The following is a 20,457-nucleotide window of genomic DNA, read 5'->3' on the forward strand; positions in this document are numbered from 1 at the left end:
ATCTGGCGAGATTACCCCTGCTGATCGATGGCCTTTAAGTGTGCGCTATAGCTTGACTCGCCCTCGCTGTATTCAATGTCAGCTGGCGGGTTTTCGACAAGTGTGTAGAGCCATGGCTTACTGCCTTGAAATGTGTGCGCCTTATGAACATATTCATTCCAGTCGAAAGAACCGGACTCGTCGTTTTCATCAGGTTGCTCGCATAGCCAGATAATAGATCGATGGCTTTTCAAGCTGTTGATGACTTCCTGTGGAGGGTTGTATTTTCGTACAGAAAATATCTGCTCGTCGGCCTGAGACTCGGTTACCACGATCAGGCGATAAAGCTCTCCTTGGTGAGATACCATCAGAAAGCCATTCGGGTCTTCAACATAGTAATATTCAACAATGTCGTACTGCTGAATAAGGCTTTGGAAAAGGAAGATGAACTCATCTTCTAGCAGAAATTCTGGAGACTTCATTTCCAGAGTGCTCTGGATCAAAGATGAGATGTCTTCAAAGTGGCGTCGTTGAAGGTCATCGATTGTCTGGTTGATCTTGGCTTGAATCTGTGGGTCGTTTTTGGTCAGAAACCTGTCTATCAGTCCATCATTGAATGCCCTTACGGCAACTTTCTCATCACCCACGCCGGTGAGCAGAACTTTTTTGACTCTCCGGCTATTAATGGCCTGACAGAAGTCCAGGCCACTCATTTCTGGCATGTCGTAATCAACAACAACTACTGATATATCACTAAACCTGTCCGGGTTGCTGATTTCCTGCTCCACCAGAGCAAGATCAAGGCGTAAGGTGCCGCCCGGGCGGTGTTGAGCGCCAAGAAATGAGACGCAACGTTTGTCTAAAGGTGGTCGCGCTGCATTGTCATTGATAAATGACAATGCAGCGGACGTGCTGGAGAAGCAGCGCACAGCGAGCCTCTCTGATAGCAATAGGGTGAAGCTGTCCAGAAAGCGCTCGTTGTCATCCACGAATATTACGGTGGATGGGTGGTAGTAGGGGAGTATTCGTCTTGGCTTCATCGGTCCTGCTTCGGAAATGTTAGAATGAAATCCGCGTATTCGCTGAGGACGGATTGACAGGAAATCGAGCCATCCATGCTTTTCATGACGCGCTTGCAAAATGAAAGGCCAACACCCGAGCCCTCTTCGACTGATTTTGAGCTATAAAAATGCTCAAATAGATGACGCAAGTCATGATTGGCTATGCCAAGACCGGTATCGCGTATGGAAATTATATTTTCCTCTCCCTCTGACCTGATGCTGATGGTGATATGACCTTTGCCGGCCTTTAGTACGCTATGCAATGCGTTTTTGAGCAGGTTGAAGATCGTATGTGTTACCAGCAGGGCTGAGCCGAGATAGACAAAGTCCCCTTCAGCCTGGAAATGGACCAGTTCTCGCTCCCGATTAGACTTGAACGGGTAGCGAGCCAATGCCCCTTCGATGGTTTTGCTGGCGGAGTGCAGGCCACTATCGTCTGCCTTTAGTGACGTCTGGCCGGCACTTATTAGTAGCATGTCTATAATAATATTCGAGTAGTCGATTTCTTCGTCTATTCGCATAGCGGCGGAGTGGAGCTGGTCAACTCTTGATGCTCTTATTTCGCGCATCAGCAGCCCGGACTCCTGCGCCAGTCGGTAGCCATGAATAAGCTCTGGTAGATATTGATGGATGGCTCCGGCAGCCCCCTTCATGCCGAGTAGCGGTGTGCGTAGCTCATGGGCGATATTTCTTCCCACGGAAGCGTAGGCATCCAGTTTCTCGTCTTTAACCATCTGTGCCGTGTAGTTGAATATGCTGCCCGCTATGACAACAAACAGATATATGGGCAGCTGGGCAAAGTAGGCGTCCAGAACCGGAGGGCTATTAGTAGTAAGCCAGAATGCCAACCAGGCGAGGGCGGAGCCCCCTAGCGAGGTCAGCATTACCAGAAGCCAGTCATGCAGGGCGAGCACCAGTAAAAATAATGCGGCCATAGTCGACATGGCCCAGACCAAAGACATGTCATTGCGAAGGAGCATGTAGGTGAAGAAAAACGGCAGCGTGAAAACCATGGTCAGTAGCCAATAGGTGGCAAAATGGTCTTTAAGCTTTTTGGGCCAGAAGCGATGAAATACCAATGGCAGGCAGATTACGGTTCCTGCGAGCCGCAGCCAGAGGTTTTCGTAGGGTTGAGGGAAAAGGTCGTTCCAGATGAAGTAGTAAAGCGGAAAGCCGATAACACCAAGCCACCCCACCATTGGCGCGTTGTAGCGTGAATAGTGCGCGCTTTCCTTTATCGCATACGACAGCCTTTGCAGAAACAAGCTGCCACCAGAAAAGCTCCGCTGCATCAGCTTTCCACGAGGCGAAACTGGCAAGCCGATCGAGCGGCTGGATCCAGAGGGCTAAGCAGGTTAGTCCAGCAGACGCAGAAGAGCGTCGCGCTTGCCTTGCTCAAGCTTGCGGAAGGCCTGGAGCAAACGATGCTCGGCATCGTTACCAGCCTGAACCCGAGATACTTCCACAGCGCGCAGTTGAGGAGCGCTTGCCGGTGGGTTTTCGCTGATAGTTTCAATGACTTCACTCTCTGCAAGGCTGCGCTCCAGCCGGGCAACGATCTCGGAGTTCATGCTCCGGCGGCTGCGTCGGGCCACTTCGGCGATTTCCTGACGCATGCCCCCGGGCGGGCGAACAACGAACTTCTCTACTTCGGCTCTGGCTTCGCTAGCGGCTTTGTCGAAACGGATCATGGCGAATCGTCCTTATCTGGGCATATGGCTTCGGCTGCCCGAGGTCGATGGGCTAGCTGGTACGTCAGTTAATACGCTCATCGGCATGCGGGTCAATTATGTCAGATTGACATCAGTGGCGGCATAGCTCGCCTACGGGCCTCCAGATCATGGCATAATTCCCTCTGTTTATTTTAATGGCGGGGGCATTCAGGCTGTGAATGTAGGCAGGGTCGACCTTAACTTACTCAAGTATCTGGATGTGCTGCTGCGGGAGCAGAACGTGACCCGGGCGGCAGAGCAGTTGGGCATTACCCAGCCGGCGATGAGTAACGGGCTGAAGCGCCTGCGCGAGTTGTTCAATGACCCACTGCTGATTCGCACATCTGAAGGGATGACCGCCACGGAGAGGGCTCTGGAGCTTCAGCCGCTGGTTCGGCAAGTGTTGGCTCAGACAGAGTTGATGTTGACCCCTGACGAGCTATTCCGCCCATCTGACAGTCGCCGGGTGTTTCGGATTATGACTAGCGACTATGCGGAGGCTACTTTGGTGCCGCATATCGTCCGCCGCTTGCGGGCAGAGGCCCCCAATCTGGTGCTAGATTTTGTTACCCCCTCAGATGTCAGTTATACCGATATGGAACAGGGCCGGGTTGATATGGCGATTAACCGGTTCAATGAGATTCCTCAGTCTTTTCATCAAGTTACCCTGTGGCGAGATTCATTTTCCTGTCTGCTGAATCGGGGCAACCCCACGGCCGCAGACTTTAATCTGGAAAGCTATCTGAGTGCCCAGCATATTTGGGTATCAAAGACGGGCTTTGGTGTCGGTTTCGGTATGAACCCGGATAAGCTGGGCGGTCTGGGGTGGATTGATCAGGCTCTTATGCGCATCGGGCGCAGTCGTAAGATATCCATTTTTACGCGCCATTATCAGATGCCGGCGTTGCTGGCCATGAACAACGATCTGGTTGCTACCTTGCCGACTCGGGTGGCGAGAATGCAGGCAGAGAACTCCAGCCTGGTGATTAAGGAGCCGCCTTTTCAGATCCCGGAGTTCGAGCTGAAGATGGCTTGGTCCGCACTGCTTCATCACAACGCTGCCCATCGCTGGTTGCGGAGGCTGATCCAGGAAGAGGCTGAACAGATAGCCGCACTGCCTATCTAATCTGGTCTGTCGAGGGGTCAGACCCGCATCTGACCTGCTTCTGCAACGGCGCCTTTGCCGACGCCCTCGAAGGCACGGACGCGAAAGTGTTTGCCGGGGGCTTCACGGGTCAGCTCTTCGACGATGTGCTGGGCCAGCTGCTCCACGGTGGAGTCCGTATCGATCATGTAGCAGTGGTCCTCCGGGATAAGCAGTTCGAATAGCCCCTGAGCGCTTTCATAGCGGAATCGGTGGTGTGGCGATTCATCTATGTAGTAGGTGCCTTCCAGATCTTCCTGCGTGCCGATATAGATGTCCTCCCAGCGATCCGCCCAGAGTTTTTCCCAGTAGCGGCTGCGTCGGCCATTTTCGTGGATCTCGATTCTGGAACGATGGCCATGGGCAATGCGCTGACAGTTGCCATCATGCTTCTTGAGGCCGTGGGAGTAGTGGTAGAACGGGGAGGTGCCAAACTCTTCCTCGCGAAGGGTGAGCAGCACCTCGGTGACATTTGCCGGTAAAACCTCGCCAATGCGCTCGGTAAGTAGCAGTGACAGGTTGCCTTTGCTGATCTCCATGGCGGGCACCAGCAGAATACTAGACTCCGGAGCACGCATGCGGATATCGCCGCCCGGGTAGCGCCAGGTGATACTGATGCGTTCCTCGCCATCGGTGCCTTGGGTAAGCAGCTCATTTTCCACGGGGACCAGCAATCGGTGGTCGGCGCACTCATCCAACACACGCTTGATCTGCTTTTTGATATGGCCGAAGTCGAACACCATGCTCTGGGCATCGAGGTCGCCAGATAGCTCAAGGTCCACAATCCATGACTCTCCAACCATGCCTCGCTTGGCATGAAGGTAAGAGAAATCGAGCACTGTCAGGTTTTCGACAAACAGGGTGGCCATGGTGATCCGTTTAGGTGGCTTGATAGCAACGGCAGCCATTATGACAGTTGAGCTGGCCGGTGCCAGCCGCCGAAGGCCTCAATTGCAGCGCAAAGTGTTGTCGTTGTGAACCGTGCCTCAGAGCGCCGCAGTACAACATCCCTGTTCTCGCTCTTTTATCGGTCACACCCGCCGGGGTATGCTGCGGGCTTCATGTTCAGGGTGCCAGTCATGAAGGTGTGTGGTGTTGTATGGCGGGGGCTTGCCGCGCTGATACTCTTTTGGCCTTTAATGGCCAGCGCGAACATGGCTGATGTGGGCGCCGTTTGGACTGACGAGGTGCCGACGAGCCCTCTGGGTTTGCGCTCAATGATCCTTCAGGAGACGGCTGGCCCGCTCGATATTAACGCTGTCAGGGCTCAGGTCGGGAATGGCTTTCAGGTCGGTCAAAGCCCTGTTCCTACATTTGGAATCGGGCCGAAGCCTGTCTGGATCAGGCTGGTGGTTGAGAATCCAGATGCGCAACCCGTATCCCGACTGCTGCTCGCCGGCACAACATGGATAGACCGGCTGGATTTCTATGCCGCACATGCTGGCCAGATAGTCAGCCATCAAGTGGCTGGAGACCAGGCGTCTGATTACTTGCGCCCTCGGGCCGGAATGGGCTATTTGTTCGAACATGAATTTCCGCCGGGTAGTACGGAAATATATTTGCGCGCGGTAACGGCTGATCCGCTGTTGTTGCCCTTGCGCTTACTGGGTGTGGATGACGCCGCGGCCATGGAGCGCGCTACCAGTTACAGTTACGGACTGGTTTACGGCTTTGTGCTTGCCTTGCTTGCCTACAACTTGATGCTCTATTTAGGCCTGGCACAGCCCAGTCATCGTGATTACTCCATTTATTTGTTGTTTTTTGGGTTGATGAATCTGGCCTATACGGGGCATGGCTATACCTGGTTGTGGTCGGATTCGCCTGTGCTGCAAAACTACATCATTCTCGCGTTGATGGTGCTGTTTGCGTGCTCGGGATTTCGTTTTGCCAGCGGATTTCTTGGGTTGCACCAGTACGCTCCGGCGCTGGCCAGAACGCTGCAATTTTTTTGTCGTGCAGTAATTTGTCTGATGACTGTGTTTATTGCCCTGCGGTGGCAACGTGAAGCGGCCTTCCTGGCATTTAGCACAGCACTTGTTTTCGCCATTGCCATGGTTGCGCTGGGGTGGGATGCGGTGCGGCGCCAGCGACCTGCGGGGAAGTATTTTCTGGCTGCTGCCTGCAGTGGGATGGCTGGTACCGCTCTAACAACCATGACCGTATGGGGCTGGTTACCATTTTCCATGTTCTCTTATCGAGCGGTTGAAATTGGCATTCTGATTGAGGCAACGCTATTGGCGTTGGCGGTGGCTTACCTCGTTCGTCAGCATGAGAACGCACGGCATTCGGCAGAGCAGCTTGCCAGAGTTGATCCGCTGACTGGGCTGCTGAATCGGCGCGCCTTGCTGGAGCAAGGAGAGCAGTTAAAGGTTGCCGCATTGCGACACGGCCGCCCGCTTTCATTAGTCCTGTTTGATTTGGACCACTTCAAATTTATTAACGATTTGTACGGTCATGCGGTTGGGGATGAGGTTCTCAGGGAGTCCGCTGTGCTACTTAGGAATCTGTGCCGTCGGGAGGATCTTGCGGCCCGTTGGGGGGGGCGAGGAGTTTATTTTGTTGTTGCCCGATGCGGACATCCAGTCGGCCGTCAATATGGCGGAACGATTGCGGCAAGAGCTGGCCGAGCGGGTGTTATGGGCAGGCACTGAAAGCATTACCCTGCGCGCCAGCTTCGGTGTTGTCACTCTGAGCGATCATGATTCTATTGAGCGGTTGATCGCTGATGCGGACGCTTTGCTTTATCGCGCCAAGCAGTCGGGGCGAGATCAGGTGTGCAGCGCTGTAACTGAAAGTCAGAGAGGTAAAGGTTCCCCGTTGCCGGTGTGATGCCGCGGTTCCTTTTTGAGGCGCAACAATAGCTGGGGCAATAAAAAACCCTGACCTCTTTTGCGGTAGCAAAATCAGGCCAGGGTTTACTGGTTGGTGGAGCCGGCGGGGATCGAACCCGCGTCCGTCAGCAATCCACTTGCAGATCTACATGCTTAGCCGTGTCTACTAATTTAGGTTCCAGCGGCCCGACGGGCAGGGTGCTGGTTCCGATCCCCTAAAGTTTTAGCAATTCAGTCCGGGGCGAACGTCATCGCGAGTCTGTGTATGCGTGCCCGTGTTGCTCCCCCACAGACAGGGTCGCGCGACGGTTAGCAGGGATTTAGGCTGCTAGTGCGTAGGAATCGTCGTTTGCGATTACTTTTTTGCCACAATGGATTTACGAGCATCGTAGCCTGCTCGGCATGCACCACAAGATTCAATACCGGCGTCGAAACCATGTCGGCCCCAGTTGGTACAGGATACTTTATGGGGCCATTAAGAAGTAGTTTCAAGGTAAAAAAATGAAATAAATTTTGTGTCGGACAATAAGTCAGAAAGCCCCTTGTGGGCGGGGGCAACGGGCGCAATATAAGGGCGTGAAGAAGTTTTCTGATTTAAGGAGAGAAACCATGAAAACATTGGTTGATCGCATCGCTGCGCTGGGTGCGCCGCTGAAGAAATACCCATTGGCTTACCGTGGAATCGGGCTGGTTGTAGCCCTGATTGCCTATTCCGCTGGAGTCCTGCTGGTGGACAGCCTGACCCATATTGGCTTTTTGGTAGTGCTGGTGGCGCTGTACTTTCTGCCGGCTGTGCTGCGTGCCTGGTTGCTGTTTTATTGGCAGCTACGTGAGGAGCTCAGTGCTTGGCGGGGGCGCCGATCAGGCAAAGCGTTCTAAAGAGGAAAGGGCCGACTAGTCGGCCCTTTTTTATGGTTTGTGCTAGCGTCCGCGCATCAGGCGTTGCTTCTGCCGCTTCCAGTCCCGCTCTTTCTCGGTGGCGCGCTTGTCAAAGTTTTGCTTGCCCTTGGCAAGGGCTATTTCCAGCTTGGCTCTGCCGCGGTCCCAATACATGCTGACGGGCACGCAGGTGTAGCCATCCCTTTGTACCCCGGCAAAGATCTGAGACAACTGGCGGCGTTGCAGTAGCAGCTTGCGATTGCGCAGTGGCTCTGGGCTGATGTGGGTGCTGGCGGTGCTGAGCGGCTCGATCCGGCAGCCAAATAACCAGGCCTCACCGTCCTTGAGCATCACGTAGGACTCGGCCAGATTACATTTGCCGGCGCGCAGGGACTTCACCTCCCAGCCAAGCAATACCAGCCCGGCCTCAAAAGTTTCTTCAAGGTGGTAGTCATGCCGCGCTTTACGGTTTACGGCGATGTCACGTGGGGCGCCGGCCCCTTTGGCTGCTTTGCTCATAGGGCCGCGATTATACGGTAGCTGCAGCCAATTGCATGTCTGACATGATGGTTTTTCCGGTTTTCCTTGAGGCACACCGCTTTTGTCCGGAAAATGACGCCTTTGGTTATCTGAGCGAGCAACTATGGACAACAGCAGCGCACCACTGAACGGCACTTGGGCCAGCCGCTGGGTGTTTATCCTGGCGGCCACCGGCTCGGCAGTGGGGCTTGGTAATATCTGGAAGTTTCCGTATATCGCCGGGGAGTATGGCGGTGGCGCCTTCGTTCTCCTGTATCTATTGATCATTGCGCTGGTCGGCGTGCCGGTGATGGTGGCCGAGGTGATGATGGGCCGGCGTGGTGGCATGAGCCCTGTTAACTCCATGAAAAAGCTTGCTGGCCAGGCAGAGGTGACCAGCCGCTGGAAGGCATTGGGCTATCTCGGCGCAACCGCAGGCTTCCTGATTCTTACTTTCTATAGTGTCATCGCTGGTTGGGCGTTGTATTACATTGTTGCCATGCCAACGGTGCTGGTCGGAGCGGATACCGAGCAAGTTGCTGCGGTGTTTGATGGTCTGCTGGCCAGCCCAATGACTATGCTGCTCTGTCATAGCGTGTTCATGCTGCTGACTGTGGTTGTGGTGTTGCAGGGTATTTATCGGGGACTGCAGAGAGCCGTACAGGTTCTGATGCCAGCGTTGTTTGTCATGCTGCTGGTGCTGCTTGGCTATGCTGCGACCAGCGGTGGCTTTAATGAAGCGTTGGCGTTCATGTTTACCGTGGACTTTAGCAAGCTCAGTTCGGAGGCTGTGCTGGTAGCCATGGGGCACTCGTTCTTTACTCTGAGCCTTGGTTTGGGTGCGATCATGGCCTATGGCGCTTACATGCCCAAGGAAGTCAGCGGTAAAGATGGCCGGCGGCGGCCCGTATCGATTGGCTCGACAGTGCTAACCATCGCTTTTTTGGACACTCTGGTGGCTTTGGTTGCCGGGCTATGCATTTTCCCGGTTGTGTTTGCCAATGGCCTTGAGCCGGGGGCTGGACCTGGTTTGCTGTTCCAGACATTGCCGCTGGCATTCGCGCAGATGCCCGCGGGAATCTGGTTCGGAGGGCTATTCTTTGTCCTGGTGCTGTTCGCGGCCTGGAGCTCGTCTATTTCCCTGCTGGAGCCTTTGGTCGCGTGGCTGGTTGAGGCGGGCTGGTCTCGGCCGAGGGCTGCAATCGTGCTGGGCCTGGCTGCGTGGCTCATCGGCATTGGCTCAGTGCTGTCATTCAATCTTTGGTCCGACAAGACGCTATTTGGTGAAACCGTATTTGGCACTCTGGACTTCCTCACCACCAATATCATGCTGCCCCTGGGCGGGTTGCTGATTGCTATCTTCGCCGGTTGGGTAATGAAGGATAGCCATGCCCGCAAAGAGCTCAACATGGCAAGCTTCAAGGTCTATCTTGGTTGGCGAGTGGCGGTCAGAATCATTGCTCCGCTGGCCATTCTGGCGGTGTTTGCCCATGGCATTGGTCTGATTTGAGGCTGGTATGAACGACGAACTGCTGAATGTTGAAGTGGTGTATGCCCTGCCGGACAGGCAGAAGCTGATTAGTCTGCGAGTGCCAGTCGGTGCCACCATGTATGACGCTGTGCAACAGTCGGGGATTATTGGTTTTTTCCCTGAGTTGGATATTGAGCATTCCAGCATGGGGGTTTTCAGCAAGGTTGAGGCTAACCCCAAGGGGCGGGTTTTGGCGGAGGGCGAGCGGGTGGAAATCTACCGCCCGTTGATCATTGATCCCAAGGACAACCGCAAAGCACGTGCCAAGCAGGCTAAGGAAAAGCGCTCAGGTCAGGCCTGAGCGTTGATTATTCTTCGCTGTCGCGGCGCTGCTGGTCTGCACGGCTGGCGAGGTCGCGATCCTGCGGGGCAATGACCTTGGAGCGGAAGTCTGCGATGACTTCACCTTCATGATGGCTGTAAGCGCCATCGCGGAAGTGCACCACGATCTGCTGTTCGACCATATCGCCTTTGCCCGGCTGCAAGCGCATCAGGTAGAACCAGGTGTCCGGGGTAAATGGATCAATCAGGGTTGGCATGCCCATAACATAGCGAACCTGCTCCGGAGACATGCCTGGATTGAGCTGATCGACCATGTCTTCGGTGACAAAGTTGCCCTGCGGGATGTCAATGCGGTAGACGCCGGGGAAGCGCACAGTGCTGCACGCAGTGGTCAGCGCGGTAACGAGCAGGACGGAAATCAGCAGCAGAATACGCATAGTAGTGTCGACTTCACTCAAGTTGAGGCGATAATACAGACACTGTCTGGGGACACAAGTTCACCCGTCGGCTGATCGGCGGCTTAACTCAGGAGTAAATCGGTGGAAGATCAGGAGTTACGCAAAGCTGGCCTGAAGGTCACTCTGCCACGGGTAAAGATTCTGCAGCATCTGGAAGAAGCGGCAGAGCGCCACATGAGTGCCGAGGATATCTACAAGGCGTTGCTGGAGTCTGGTGCGGATGTTGGGTTGGCGACGGTCTATCGTGTGCTGACTCAGTTTGAGCAGGCCGGGATTGTCATGCGGCATAACTTCGAGGGCGGTTCGGCGGTGTTTGAGCTGGCCAACGAGGGGCACCATGACCATATGGTATGCATGGACACTAATGAAGTGATCGAATTTGTTGACCCGGAAATCGAGCGGCGCCAACACGCCATTGCCGAGAAGTATGGATTCGAGCTGGTAGATCACAAACTGGTGCTGTACGTGCGGCCAAAGAAATCCTGACGTCAGAGTGTCAGGCGCTATGAGCCTGACTTTTTTCCAGCATTTCTCTGGCATGTGCCAACGTTGAGTCTGTTATCTCGACGCCGCCGAGCATTCGCGCCACTTCCTGAACTCGCTGCTCATTAGTCAATGGCGATACGCTGGTGTGGGTGCTGTCTTTTTTCTGCTGTTTTTGCACCTGCCAATGGCTGTGGCCAAGGCTGGCCACTTGAGGCTGGTGGGTAATGCATAGCACTTGAGCATGGTCGCCAAGTTCGCGTAGCAGACGCCCCACAATTTCAGCGATGCCCCCACCGACGCCGACATCGACTTCATCAAAGACCAGAGATGGCACGGTTAAGGTCTTGGCGCATATCACCTGAATGGCCAGACTGACGCGTGAAAGCTCGCCCCCTGAGGCGACCTTGGCGAGGGGCTTGAGTGGCTGGCCCGGATTGGCGGTGAACAGGAACTCCACTTCCTCCAGTCCCTCAGCTCCGGGTTCGCAGGCGCTCAGTGATATTTCCAGGCGGGCGCCCTTCATGCCGAGTTCCTTCAGGTTGCCCAAGACTCCGTTGGCCAGGGCGCTGGCATGGCTGCGACGTAGCTCCGACAGTCTGCGGGCTGACTCCATAAAGGCGGTTTCTGCCTGATGCTCCTGAGCTTCCAGGGCAAGCAGATGGCTGTCGTGATTGTCCAGTCGGCTCGCTTCGTCGCGAAGGGTTTGGTGGTGGCTGGATAGCTGTTCCGGTCTGACTCGATGTTTGCGGGCCAGTGTATAAGCCTGACCAAGTCGCTCTTCCACCTGAATAAGACGCTCAGGGTCAAGGTCCAGACGATCCAGGTAATGGCGTAGATCATCGGCTGCGGCTTCCACCTGCAGGCGAGCCGATTCGACGGTGCTCAGGGTGGTCCCTAAAGTTTCGTCGCCATCTGCTGCATCGCCGAGCCAGTGCTGCACCCGTGCCAGCTGATCAGCAACGGCCCCCTCTTCTTGCTCATAAAGTAGGCCTAGAGATTGTTGGCAAAGACGGATCAGGGCGTCCGCGTTACCGAGGCGCTTCTGCTCGCTTTCCAGCTGAGCCAACTCCTGCTCGCCCAGATCAAAAGCATCCAGCTCTTCAAGTTGGAAGCGCAACAGCTCCTGCCGCTCTCCCGACTCCCGTGCGCTATTTAGCGCCTGTTCTCTGGCCTTGCGGGCATCACGCCATTCGCGCCACTGAAGACGCAGTGTGCGTAGCAGGCTGTCGGCACCGGCGAAACTATCCAGCAGAGCGCGCTGGGATTCCTTTTTCAACAACGACTGATGTTCGTGCTGGGAGTGAATGCTAATGAGTAACTCGCCCAGCTCGCGAACTTCGGTAATCGGCACTGGAGAGCCATTGATGTAAGCTCTGGAGCGGCCGTCCTGACGTACTGTGCGGCGCAGGATGCAGTCATCATCATGGTCCAGCTCGCGGCTTATCAGCCATTGGCGCGCCGCCGGGCAGTCGCTAAGGTCGAAGGTGGCCTCCGCTTCGGCCCGCTCACAGCCGGCCCGCACTACGCTACTGTCTGCCCGGTCCCCAAGGGTCAGCCCTAATGCGTCAATCAGCACTGATTTGCCGGCCCCGGTTTCGCCGCTGATGGTGGTCAGCCCGCGGCCGGGCTCGAGCTCAAGGGATTCGACGGTGGCAAAGTGGCGGACGCCGAGATGGGTAAGCATATGCTGTCCATGCGATCAGTATGATTGAGCGATGATACTGGTATTTGCAGCGACACTACAATATTGCCGTTAGCGCCGCCGTCAGCCCTTCCCCTGAGCAGATGCCCTCCTATAATGAAGACCGTTGTCATCATTCAGTCTGCTGCCCATGACCAACCCAGAACTCAGTGAACGAAAGCAACGCCTGTTGATGGCGTTGGTAGAGCGTCATATCCGTGATGGCCAACCGGTGGGCTCGAAAACCCTTGCCAGTGGAGCCGGGCTGCAGGCAAGTCCCGCGACTATCCGCAATATAATGGCGGAGCTGGAGGATTTTGGCATTCTGGCAAGCCCGCACACCTCCGCAGGGCGTGTTCCCACCGAGGCGGGTTATCGGCTCTATGTGGATGCTCTGCTGCGCAGTGCGCCCATGCAGGATGCCAATGTCCGCTCTCTGAAGAAGGAGCTGGAGAGGCTGATTGATCCCGATCAGTCCCCCAAGGAGTTGGTGGCGCAGGCCTCGCGCGCGCTAGCAGAGTTGACCCGTATGGCGGGGGTGGTTGTGGTGCCGCGGCGCGACGTTACGCGCCTGCGTATGGTCGAGTTTTTGCCCCTTTCCGGGCAGCGGGTTTTGGTGATTCTGGTGCTTAACCGGGCGGAGGTGCAGAACCGGGTTATTCATACCGACCGGGAGTATGCAGAGCACGAGCTGCGGCAGGCGGCAAATTATATCAATCGCACCTATGCGGGTTGTGATCTTGACGATATCTGTGATGGCTTGTTGAAAACCATGGCCGCGGACAAACGGCAGATGGATCTGATGATGCAGACTGCCATGGATGTGGCAGCAAAGGCATTGCGGCGTCCGGATCAAGAAGCCGGCGATGAGTACGTGGTGTCTGGCGAAGCCAACCTGCTGGGGGCTGCCGGAGCTGATGATCTTGGCAAGTTGCGGGATCTGTTTGAGGCGTTCAATAGCAAAAGGGACATCCTTCATCTGCTGGAGCGCAGTGCCCGTGCCGATGGCGTACAGATTTTCATTGGCCGTGAGGCTGGCTATCAAGCCTTCGATGAGTACTCTCTGGTGTCGGCGCCATACCGTGCGGAGGGCCACACTGTTGGGGTGCTGGCGGTGGTTGGGCCGACACGAATGGACTATGAACGCGTCATTCCTACTGTCGATATCACCTCTCGGGTGCTGTCAGCGGCGCTGCGCAATAGCTGATTTGGCCGGATTAATTGGCCTGTGCCCTTGAATCTGCCTGCACCGTTCCCATATCGTTGCCGCCTTTCCTGAAAGACGGGCCCGTTGTCCGTGTGTCATTCGGAGATAATTACATGAGCGAACAGGAAAAAGACCCGCAAGCGGGGGAGTCTGAGGCGGTGCAAAGCGAGCTTTCTGTGGAGGCGGCGGAGACGTCGTCTGACACCGCTACCGAGCTGGAGTCTCTGCAGCAGCAGCTGGCTGATGTTAGCCGCCAGCTGGCCGAGGCTGATCTGCGCGCCCAGGCGGAAATCCAGAATATGCGTCGGCGCATGGAGCGGGAGGTTGCCAATGCGCACAAGTTTGCGTTGGAGAAGTTTTCTGCGGACTTGTTGGCAGTGGCCGACAATCTTGAGCGCGGTCTGGCCGCGCTACCGATGGAAGACAATGCCCTCACCGCCGTCCGTGAAGGTATTGAACTGACCCTCAAGTCCCTTACAGATGCTTTTGCCCGGCATGGCATTGAGGGTGTGGATCCGAAGGGGGCGCAGTTTGATCCGCAGATGCATGAGGCCATGGCTATGGTGCCGATGCCTGATGCCGAGGCGAATAGCGTTATTGAAGTGCTTGAGAAGGGCTACCTGCTCAATGGCCGCTTGATACGGCCGGCTCGGGTGGTGGTGGCAAAAAATCCTTGAGCCAGCACTTGAAACACTGTCAGTCGGCGCCATATAGGCTCTGAAACCAAAATCAGCTTCTCCGGTTGCCGACAGGGACCGGAGGCAGACGTGAAAGGAGAAATGCAATGGGTAAGATCATCGGTATTGATCTGGGTACCACCAATTCCTGTGTTGCCGTGATGGAGGGCGACAAGGTCAAGGTTCTGGAAAACAGCGAGGGTGCACGCACTACGCCGTCCATCGTTGCCTACGCAGACGATAATGAAGTGCTGGTAGGTCAGTCCGCCAAGCGTCAGGCCGTCACCAACCCAACCAATACCCTGTTTGCGGTGAAGCGTCTCATTGGCCGCCGTTTTTCTGACGATGTCGTGCAAAAAGATATCGAGATGGTTCCCTATAAAATCGTCAAGGCTGATAACGGTGACGCCTGGGTTCAGGCTCGTAACGAAAAGCTGGCTCCGCCACAAATTTCAGCTCAAGTGCTAAAGAAGATGAAGAAAACCGCTGAGGATTACCTCGGCGAGAAAGTCACCGAAGCGGTGATTACCGTGCCGGCCTATTTTAATGATGCACAGCGTCAGGCCACCAAAGATGCAGGTCGTATTGCAGGCCTGGAAGTAAAGCGCATTATCAATGAGCCGACTGCAGCTGCTCTGGCCTACGGCATGGACAAGACAGATGGCAAGGACCGCAAGATTGCGGTTTATGACCTCGGTGGCGGTACGTTTGACGTGTCGATCATTGAAATTGCCGACGTTGATGGCGAGAAGCAGTTCGAAGTGTTGTCCACTAATGGCGACACCTTCCTGGGTGGTGAAGACTTTGATTTGCGTCTGATCAACTTCCTCGCTGACCAGTTCAAGAAGGACACTGGCATTAATCTTTCCGGTGATGCGCTGGCCATGCAGCGTCTCAAAGAGGCAGCGGAAAAGGCCAAGATCGAGCTGTCTTCCAGCGAGCAGACTGAAGTGAATTTGCCGTACATTACCGCCGACTCTTCCGGCCCGAAACACTTGGTGGTCAAGTTGACCCGCGCCAAGCTCGAGTCGCTGGTGGAAGATCTGGTTAGCAAGTCGCTTGAGCCATGCAAAATTGCCTTGACTGATGCCGGCGTTAAAACCTCTGACATCACCGATGTGATCCTGGTTGGTGGTCAGACCCGTATGCCGCTGGTGCTGAAAAAAGTTGCGGAGTTTTTTGGCAAAGAGCCGCGTCGCGATGTCAACCCTGATGAGGCCGTTGCTATCGGTGCTGCACTGCAGGGTGCAATCATGTCTGGTGACGTGACTGATGTGCTGCTGCTTGACGTCACTCCGCTGACCCTCGGTATCGAAACCATGGGCGGAGTGATGACTTCGATCATTGATAAGAACACCACCATTCCGACCAAAGCGTCGCAGGTATTCTCGACGGCGGCTGATAATCAGACTGCAGTGACCGTGCATGTCCTTCAGGGTGAGCGTAAACAGGCGAGCCAGAACAAATCGCTGGGTCAGTTCAATCTGGAAGATATTCCGGCTGCGCCGCGCGGTATGCCACAGATTGAAGTGACCTTCGATATTGACGCTAACGGCATTTTGCATGTCAGCGCGAAGGATAAGGCTACCGGCAAGGAGCAGACCATTCAGGTGAAAGCTAACTCCGGTCTGTCTGATGAGGAAGTCGACAAGATGGTCAGTGATGCCGAAGCTCATGCTGAGGAAGACCGCAAGTTTGAGCAGCTGGTACAGGCCCGCAATCAGGGTGATCATCTTCTGCATTCGACCCGCAAGATGCTGGAAGAAGCTGGTGACAAGGCCAATGATGACGAGAAAAACGCCATCAATAGCGCTTTGGAGGAACTGGAGACTGCTCTGAAAGGCGGTGATTCGGAAGAGATTGAAGCCAAGACCAAGGCGGTAGCAGATGCCTCCGGCGCTCTGGCGCAGCGTCTCTATGCCGAGTCTGCCCAGCAGGGCCAGCCCGCCGCTGACGACGGTGCCGGTGCAGCTGCGGCTGACGATGTTGTCGATGCAGAGTTTGAGGAAGTGAAGGACGACAACAGCAAGTAATCTGCTGTCAGGCGTCTGACGTCCGACAACTGACTCACCACGCCGGGCTCGCCCCGGCGTCGTGCCGATAGGCGAACAGGAAATGACTGACACCATGTCCAAGCGCGATTATTACGAAGTCCTCGGCGTGAGCCGTGAAGCCGACGCCGATGCGTTGAAAAAAGCTTATCGTCGCCTGGCGATGAAGTATCACCCGGATCGTAATCCCGACAATGCCGAGGCGGAGGAAAAGTTCAAGGAGGCCAAGGAGGCCTACGAAATCTTGAACGATGCCGATAAGCGGGCTGCCTACGACCGTTTCGGCCATGCTGGTGTGGACGGTCAAGCGGCTGGCGGTGGCGCTCACGGTGCTGGCGGTTTCGGAGATATTTTTGGTGATATTTTCGGAGATATTTTTGGCGGGGCTGGCGGTGGTCGACGTCGCGGGCCGAGTCGCGGTGCAGATCTGCGCTACACCCTGGAAATTGATCTGGAGCGCGCGGTAAAAGGGACCAACGAGAAAATTCGCGTGCCGACATGGGCAACCTGTGACAGCTGTGAAGGCAGCGGTGCACAAGGTTCTGAAAAGCCCACTGGCTGCCCGACCTGTGGTGGAGTGGGCCAGGTGCGCATGCAGCAGGGTTTCTTTACCGTGCAACAGGCCTGCCCCACTTGCCGTGGCAGCGGTACCATCATCAAGAACCCATGCAAGAAGTGTCATGGTCAGGGTCGAGTGCAAAAGACCAAGACTCTGTCCGTGTCCATCCCGGCCGGTGTCGATACCGGCGATCGCATCCGTCTGGCGGGCGAGGGTGAGGCGGGCCAGAATGGCACGCCGGCAGGTGATCTGTATGTGCAGATATCTGTGCTGGAGCATGAAATCTTCCAGCGAGACGGCAGCGACTTGTACTGCGAAGTGCCCGTTTCGTTTGTCGACGCGGCCCTTGGCGGGGAGCTTGAGGTGCCGACTATCGATGGCAGGGTCAAGCTGAAGGTGCCAGCGGAGACGCAGACCGGAAAGCTGTTCAGGCTACGCGGAAAGGGCGTTACCTCCGTACGAGGTGGTCCAGCTGGTGATCTGATGTGCCGCATTGTGGTGGAGACGCCGGTGGGTCTGAGCAGTGAGCAGAAAGAGTTACTGCGCCAGTTTCAGGCATCAATGAGTAGTGAGGATTCTCGACATAACCCCCGTAAAACAAGCTGGTTTGAAGGTGTAAGACGTTTTTTTGATGGCTTTTGAGACATTTGCCGGATTGTTGCTATTAGTCTCACTGCTATAGTCGTCCCCCACTGAGTTGTCCGCCTGCTGGCGGGCAACCTGACGAATAACAACAACAGGTTTTCGGGGATGAGACGGATACTCGCCAGCGCGCTTGTCATTTGCGCCAGTCTGCCATTGTTCTGTATTGCTTCGCCGGGTGATGAGGCCCGCCAGAGAGCCATTGCCACTTTCGATCAGAAGGATGGGGCGAAAATCGTCATTGATCCTCTGGTGGTGGAGGGTGAATGGGAGAAAGCGCCGTTCGATCCTCTGCCCTTTACCTACACCTTCGATGAAATCCGCGAAAAATGGCCACACCTGATGCGTGGCCTGAAGATTGCTTTCCCGTCTGCCGAGTACCTGCGAGAGCGCTATACCCGCTTTCCGGATCTGATGCGTCAGCTGGGGTATCAGGATGCGGATTGGGAAATGCATAGCCTGAATGTTTTGGAAGTCTGGCAGGCATTTTTCCGCGGCGACTTTCGTAAGGCCCGTGATCTGGGTATTCGCTATGGTGGTTATGCGGAGGTGCCGGGAGTGTTTGCCCAGCTGATGCAGGCCATGTACCTGACGCGTACCGATTCTGCCAAGCAGATGCTGCTGCAGGACGCTATCGACCGTATTCAGGCCTATGCCCAAGCGCAGCCATTCCTGCCCGGGGAGGAGGAATTTCATAAGGACTACGTAATCTTCCGGCTCGGTTTTGCCTATGCGGTCGGTCGCCTGGCAGAGGACGTGCCGGTACCGGTGATGCTTGCCAACGGATATGCGCCGATGGTGATTAATGCAGCCAATGAGGCTATGGCAGTGGACCCGGATCACGCTCTGTCGCTGGCGCTTAATGCGGCCTTTGACGCCAATGTAATTCGCCGGGTGGGTAAAGCCGCTGGGCGTATGACGTTCAACGCCCAGCCAGTTAATGCCGGTGAGATTTTTGGCCGGGCTGTGGAGCTGGCCGGGGATATGGCTATCGTCCGCTACGAATATGCCAACAGCCTGCTGTATATGGAGCAGACCAAAGAGACCGATGAGGCTATTCGTCAGCTTGAGGCGGCGGTTGCCTCGGAGCCATCCTATAGCATGGAGGCACTGGACCGTCTGTATGCGCAGAAGCGCCTGCAGGAGGTGCAGGCCCTGCAGGCCAGTGGTTCCAGCTTCCGCAGCTTTGATCGGGCGCGTCGCAAGCACATGGAGCGTAGTGGCGATAATCTATATTGCGTGCTCCTGCCGCCGTTTCAGATTTGAGCTGGGCCCAATGGCCGGGCGTTATAGATAACCCCTTGGTGGTTCAGATAGTCCCTTAATATCTGGCGACCCTCTTCGCGGAGCATTGGGCCGGAAACGCGAATCCCGCGCTCGGTTAGTTGCTGCCGCCACTCTCGGGTTATCGGCCCCTCATCGAAGCCAATTTGCTCCACATCTTCCCGGGTGGAGGAAAATACCAGCTGTTGTATACCGCTCCAGGCGATGGCCCCGAGGCACATAGTGCATGGTTCGCTGGAGCTCACCAGTACGCAGGGTCGATCTATCAGGGTGTAATTGCCGATCTTCTGTTGGGCCAGCGAGAGCGCCTGAAGCTCCGCATGGGCGGCTGCGCAGTGATTGCTTACTACCGTGTTAACTGCTGTAGATATAAGCTCTCCTGTGTCCAGAGCATAGACTGCTGCGGCAAATGGGCCGCCGCTGTCATGTGCTATGGTCAGCGCTGCCAGCGCCAGCACCGCCTGTAACCGACTCTGGTCATCGGTGGGTTTTGGTCGCTGTTTCTGTGCTTTAAGCCACTCGTCGGCAAGCCGGTCGGGCTGGATCAGGCGAATCTCGTTTGCTGTCATGTTTCTCTGCCGTCCGGGGTTATTCATCGGGCTGTGACCCGATACACTAGCGCACCTTTTCCTGCAGGTGACACAAGACAATGAAAGTTGGAATTCTTGGCGCCGCCGGGCGCATGGGACGCACCCTGATTGAAGCGGTTAACAATGCCGATGGCCTCACCCTTGGGGCTGCGGTGGATGTCCCGGGCAGTAGTCTGATCGGCGCGGATGCTGGCGAGCTGATCGGCGTCGGCAAGCTGGGCGTATCGCTGTCGGATGACTTGGCCAGCGTGGTTCGCGACGCGGATGTGTTTATTGACTTCACTTTGCCTGAAGCCACTGAGCGCCATATTGCTATTTGCCGTGATGCGGGCCGTAAGCTGGTGATCGGCACCACCGGGCTCAGTGATACCCAGAAAAAGTCGCTGCATGAGGCTGGCAAGGTCATCCCAATCTGCTTTGCTGCCAACTATTCGGTCGGGGTGACTTTGTGCCTGAGCCTGCTGGAAACAGCCTCGCGAGTGTTGGGCGATGAGGTGGACATCGAAATTATCGAAGCGCATCACCGCCACAAAATTGATGCCCCGTCAGGAACTGCGCTGGCCATGGGGGAAGTGATTGCTGACACGCTAGGTCGGGATCTGAAGGCCTGTGCGGTTTATGGTCGTGAGGGGCGCACTGGTGCCCGGGAGCGTCAGACCATCGGCTTCGAAACCATCCGCGCTGGCGATATCGTCGGCGAGCATACGGTTATGTTTGCCGGTGAGGGGGAGCGGGTTGAGATTACCCACCGGGCTACCAGTCGGATGAATTTCGCCCGAGGCGCGGTGCGGGCCGCCGATTGGCTGGGTCAGCAGCCCCCAGGGGTCTACGATATGCGGGCGGTACTTGGCCTTTAACTGCCATCCCTGCGTGTTAATCAGCCT

Annotated in this window: 21 protein-coding genes and 1 other RNA gene; 13 read left to right on the plus strand and 9 right to left on the minus strand. The window is 55.9% G+C overall.

Annotated features, from left to right (window positions below):
• Positions 1-11 precede the first annotated feature (11 nt).
• The 3 genes from J1C54_RS09390 to J1C54_RS09400 form a co-directional block, all read right to left on the minus strand.
• Positions 12-1,019, minus strand: a complete 1,008-nt coding sequence (locus J1C54_RS09390; RefSeq protein WP_229146769.1) for a response regulator — start codon at positions 1,017-1,019, stop codon at positions 12-14.
• Positions 1,016-2,332 (minus strand): sensor histidine kinase, encoded by a 1,317-nt coding sequence (locus tag J1C54_RS09395; protein ID WP_229146770.1) that lies wholly within the window; start codon positions 2,330-2,332, stop codon positions 1,016-1,018. The genes J1C54_RS09390 and J1C54_RS09395 overlap by 4 nt, the downstream gene beginning before the upstream one ends.
• A gap of 63 nt (positions 2,333-2,395) precedes the next feature.
• Positions 2,396-2,731: an Arc family DNA-binding protein gene (locus tag J1C54_RS09400; protein ID WP_229146771.1), complete on the minus strand. Its 336-nt coding sequence runs from the start codon at positions 2,729-2,731 to the stop codon at positions 2,396-2,398.
• A 196-nt stretch (positions 2,732-2,927) separates the two neighbouring features.
• Here J1C54_RS09400 and J1C54_RS09405 point away from each other — a divergent pair, with 196 nt between their 5' ends.
• Complete coding sequence (locus J1C54_RS09405; RefSeq protein WP_229146772.1) at positions 2,928-3,878, plus strand: LysR family transcriptional regulator; 951 nt, start codon at positions 2,928-2,930, stop codon at positions 3,876-3,878.
• A 17-nt stretch (positions 3,879-3,895) separates the two neighbouring features.
• Here the strand turns inward: J1C54_RS09405 and J1C54_RS09410 are convergent, their stop codons facing one another.
• Positions 3,896-4,804, minus strand: coding sequence for a 6-carboxytetrahydropterin synthase (locus tag J1C54_RS09410; RefSeq protein WP_370635637.1), 909 nt, complete (start codon positions 4,802-4,804; stop codon positions 3,896-3,898).
• A 309-nt stretch (positions 4,805-5,113) separates the two neighbouring features.
• On the opposite strand from J1C54_RS09410, the gene J1C54_RS09415 reads away from it, so the two are divergent.
• On the plus strand, positions 5,114-6,547 hold the full coding sequence (locus tag J1C54_RS09415) for a diguanylate cyclase (protein ID WP_229146832.1): 1,434 nt from the start codon (positions 5,114-5,116) through the stop codon (positions 6,545-6,547).
• Positions 6,492-6,725, plus strand: a complete 234-nt coding sequence (locus J1C54_RS16750) for a diguanylate cyclase domain-containing protein (RefSeq protein WP_370635638.1) — start codon at positions 6,492-6,494, stop codon at positions 6,723-6,725. The genes J1C54_RS09415 and J1C54_RS16750 overlap by 56 nt, the downstream gene beginning before the upstream one ends.
• 94 nt (positions 6,726-6,819) lie before the next feature.
• Here the strand turns inward: J1C54_RS16750 and ssrA are convergent.
• Positions 6,820-7,174, minus strand: a transfer-messenger RNA (tmRNA) gene (gene ssrA, locus J1C54_RS09420).
• 162 nt (positions 7,175-7,336) lie between these two features.
• Between ssrA and J1C54_RS09425 the strand changes: the two genes are divergently transcribed.
• Positions 7,337-7,606, plus strand: a complete 270-nt coding sequence (locus tag J1C54_RS09425) for a hypothetical protein (RefSeq protein ID WP_229146773.1) — start codon at positions 7,337-7,339, stop codon at positions 7,604-7,606.
• Positions 7,607-7,648: 42 nt separating this feature from the next.
• Here the strand turns inward: J1C54_RS09425 and smpB are convergent, their stop codons facing one another.
• Positions 7,649-8,125, minus strand: coding sequence for an SsrA-binding protein SmpB (gene smpB, locus J1C54_RS09430; protein ID WP_229146775.1), 477 nt, complete (start codon positions 8,123-8,125; stop codon positions 7,649-7,651).
• A gap of 124 nt (positions 8,126-8,249) precedes the next feature.
• Between smpB and J1C54_RS09435 the strand changes: the two genes are divergently transcribed.
• Positions 8,250-9,635, plus strand: a complete 1,386-nt coding sequence (locus J1C54_RS09435; protein ID WP_229146779.1) for a sodium-dependent transporter — start codon at positions 8,250-8,252, stop codon at positions 9,633-9,635.
• Positions 9,636-9,642: 7 nt separating this feature from the next.
• Positions 9,643-9,957, plus strand: coding sequence for an RnfH family protein (locus J1C54_RS09440; protein ID WP_229146781.1), 315 nt, complete (start codon positions 9,643-9,645; stop codon positions 9,955-9,957).
• A gap of 7 nt (positions 9,958-9,964) precedes the next feature.
• Here the strand turns inward: J1C54_RS09440 and J1C54_RS09445 are convergent, their stop codons facing one another.
• Positions 9,965-10,375: an outer membrane protein assembly factor BamE gene (locus J1C54_RS09445; protein ID WP_229146783.1), complete on the minus strand. Its 411-nt coding sequence runs from the start codon at positions 10,373-10,375 to the stop codon at positions 9,965-9,967.
• A 102-nt stretch (positions 10,376-10,477) separates the two neighbouring features.
• Here J1C54_RS09445 and fur point away from each other — a divergent pair, with 102 nt between their 5' ends.
• Positions 10,478-10,882, plus strand: a complete 405-nt coding sequence (gene fur, locus J1C54_RS09450; RefSeq protein ID WP_229146784.1) for a ferric iron uptake transcriptional regulator — start codon at positions 10,478-10,480, stop codon at positions 10,880-10,882.
• Between the two features lie 10 nt (positions 10,883-10,892).
• Here fur and recN read toward each other — a convergent pair whose 3' ends face one another.
• Positions 10,893-12,566: a DNA repair protein RecN gene (recN, locus tag J1C54_RS09455; RefSeq protein WP_229146785.1), complete on the minus strand. Its 1,674-nt coding sequence runs from the start codon at positions 12,564-12,566 to the stop codon at positions 10,893-10,895.
• Positions 12,567-12,690: 124 nt separating this feature from the next.
• Here recN and hrcA point away from each other — a divergent pair, with 124 nt between their 5' ends.
• The 5 genes from hrcA (at position 12,691) to J1C54_RS09480 (ending at position 18,965) form a co-directional block, all read left to right on the plus strand.
• Positions 12,691-13,770, plus strand: a complete 1,080-nt coding sequence (gene hrcA / locus J1C54_RS09460) for a heat-inducible transcriptional repressor HrcA (RefSeq protein WP_229146786.1) — start codon at positions 12,691-12,693, stop codon at positions 13,768-13,770.
• 113 nt (positions 13,771-13,883) lie between these two features.
• On the plus strand, positions 13,884-14,447 hold the full coding sequence (grpE, locus tag J1C54_RS09465; protein WP_229146787.1) for a nucleotide exchange factor GrpE: 564 nt from the start codon (positions 13,884-13,886) through the stop codon (positions 14,445-14,447).
• Positions 14,448-14,554: 107 nt separating this feature from the next.
• Positions 14,555-16,480, plus strand: coding sequence for a molecular chaperone DnaK (gene dnaK, locus J1C54_RS09470; protein WP_229146788.1), 1,926 nt, complete (start codon positions 14,555-14,557; stop codon positions 16,478-16,480).
• 94 nt (positions 16,481-16,574) lie between these two features.
• Positions 16,575-17,699, plus strand: coding sequence for a molecular chaperone DnaJ (gene dnaJ / locus J1C54_RS09475; protein ID WP_229146833.1), 1,125 nt, complete (start codon positions 16,575-16,577; stop codon positions 17,697-17,699).
• A gap of 108 nt (positions 17,700-17,807) precedes the next feature.
• Entirely contained in the window at positions 17,808-18,965 is a 1,158-nt protein-coding gene (locus J1C54_RS09480) for a hypothetical protein (protein ID WP_229146789.1), read from the plus strand.
• Here the strand turns inward: J1C54_RS09480 and J1C54_RS09485 are convergent.
• Positions 18,956-19,552: a nucleoside deaminase gene (locus J1C54_RS09485; RefSeq protein WP_229146790.1), complete on the minus strand. Its 597-nt coding sequence runs from the start codon at positions 19,550-19,552 to the stop codon at positions 18,956-18,958. The two genes, J1C54_RS09480 and J1C54_RS09485, sit on opposite strands and share 10 nt — an antisense overlap.
• Before the next feature lie 80 nt (positions 19,553-19,632).
• Between J1C54_RS09485 and dapB the strand changes: the two genes are divergently transcribed.
• On the plus strand, positions 19,633-20,430 hold the full coding sequence (gene dapB, locus J1C54_RS09490) for a 4-hydroxy-tetrahydrodipicolinate reductase (protein WP_229146791.1): 798 nt from the start codon (positions 19,633-19,635) through the stop codon (positions 20,428-20,430).
• Positions 20,431-20,457: the final 27 nt, after the last annotated feature.

The organism is Alcanivorax sp. 1008, assembly GCF_020667895.1.
Taxonomy (GTDB): domain Bacteria; phylum Pseudomonadota; class Gammaproteobacteria; order Pseudomonadales; family Alcanivoracaceae; genus PGZG01.